General features: G+C 39.2%; 2 protein-coding genes. Both read right to left on the bottom strand.

Annotation, left to right across the window (positions count from 1 at the left end):
* The coding region (locus ACP5SP_RS07905) for an ABC transporter substrate-binding protein (RefSeq protein ID WP_428076523.1) at positions 1-1,372 on the bottom strand (1,372 nt) is incomplete at its 3' end.
* A 20-nt stretch (positions 1,373-1,392) separates the two neighbouring features.
* On the bottom strand, positions 1,393-1,674 hold a 282-nt coding region (locus ACP5SP_RS07900), incomplete at its 5' end, for an SDR family oxidoreductase (RefSeq protein WP_428076521.1).

Below are 1,674 nucleotides of genomic sequence, written 5' to 3'. Positions count from 1 at the left end.
ATGCCTCGACGAATACTTCTCCTGCAACAAAGCCTGCAACCGCATAAGAGTAAAGAAGTGAGTTATCATTTGGATAATATTTTTTCCAGATTTCAAAGAACTTCTTAACGCCTGGATCCTCAGGATTTGAGAAGTCTACCCATCCTGTTACATAAACACCCTCAGAAGCAGAGCCAGCTGTTGCCACAATGCCTGAATAGGAATAAGGAAGGAATATCTTTTGAGTTAATCCAAGAGACTTTGCAGTTTTAACAATATTTGCACCAATACTTGTGTTTGCTGGCGCATATACGAAAAGTACATCAGCATTAGAATTTTTAACTTTCAATAGGTATGGGGTAAAATCTGTCTCAGTTCCAGGGAAAGATGATTTATAAACAAGATTTCCCCCAAATTTTGCAATTCCTTGTGCAACACCTTGTGCACCTTCATTACCTGCATCATCATCTTGGTAGAGAAGTGCATAATTATTAAGTCCAAGAGTTTTTGCATATTTTACAAAAATCTGTCCTTCGTTATAGTAGTTTGGTTGAACTGCAAAGACATACTTTTTGGGAGGTATTGAAAGTTTAGATGACCCAGATCCCTGGTAAACAAATGGAACTCCATTATTATTAAGATAATCCATCACTGCAAGACAACCTGGGGTACCAAGCCCTGCAACTACTGCAAAAACTTTATCCTCTTCAACAAATTTCTTAACTGCTGTTACCGTAAGTGCTGGGTTAAATTGATCGTCTGCCACAAGCACTGTAATCTTTCTTCCATAAATTCCACCCTGATCGTTTATCCAATTAATATAAGATTGGAATCCATGATAGAACGGAACACCAACTACTGCAAGAGGCCCAGAAAGAGCAGAAAATGTTCCAATCTTTATCTCTGTATCGGTGACACCAGGAACCGTATAGGATGGCTTTGCACTTATATAAATAACCCTCTTCTGTGGCTCATAATATACGTAGAGTCCCAATGCCTCTGAAATGAATCTTATAGGAACCATCGTTCTTCCGCTCAAAATGTAGGGTGCTGCATCAAGTGTATATGGCTTCCCGTTTACTGTTGCAGTTTTGCTTCCGACCTTCAAAGTGATAGTCGTATTATCACTTCTGATTGTTACAGTTCTTGTTGCATTGTCCCAGGAAACATCAGCTCCAAATGATTCGGAAACAAGCCTCACTGGTACAAATGTTCTTCCGTTTACAATTACAGGAGGGACATCCGCAGTTTTACTAACACCATTAAGTTGATAGAGGTTTATACCCACAACAAGCGTAAGGAAAAATTCCTTTTGCGCTTGAACCGGTTTTGGAAAAACAACTCCTCCAAAAACCATCGCTAAGACTAACAAAATTACTAATACCTTTTTCATGCTTTCCTCCTCTTGAATTTTTATATTACAAGTCCCCCATCGACATGGAGGATATGCCCTGTGATAAATGATGCTTCATCCGAAGCAAGGAATAGAATTGCATTTGCAACCTCTCTTGCTTCACCCATACGTCCCATTGGTGTCTTTGAAACCATATATTCGATAACCTTATCAGGAACTTTTTCAGTCATTGGAGTTTTAATGAAACCAGGCGCAACAGCATTCACACGAATTCCCTTTTTTCCAAACTCTTTTGCCCATGTCTTTGTAAGACCTATTACGCCAGCTTTACTTGCTGCATA

The organism is Caldisericum sp., from assembly GCF_049967455.1.
GTDB lineage: Bacteria > Caldisericota > Caldisericia > Caldisericales > Caldisericaceae > Caldisericum > Caldisericum exile_A.
Note: the sequence above shows the minus strand (reverse complement) of the source record. Positions and strands in the feature narration are given on the sequence as shown.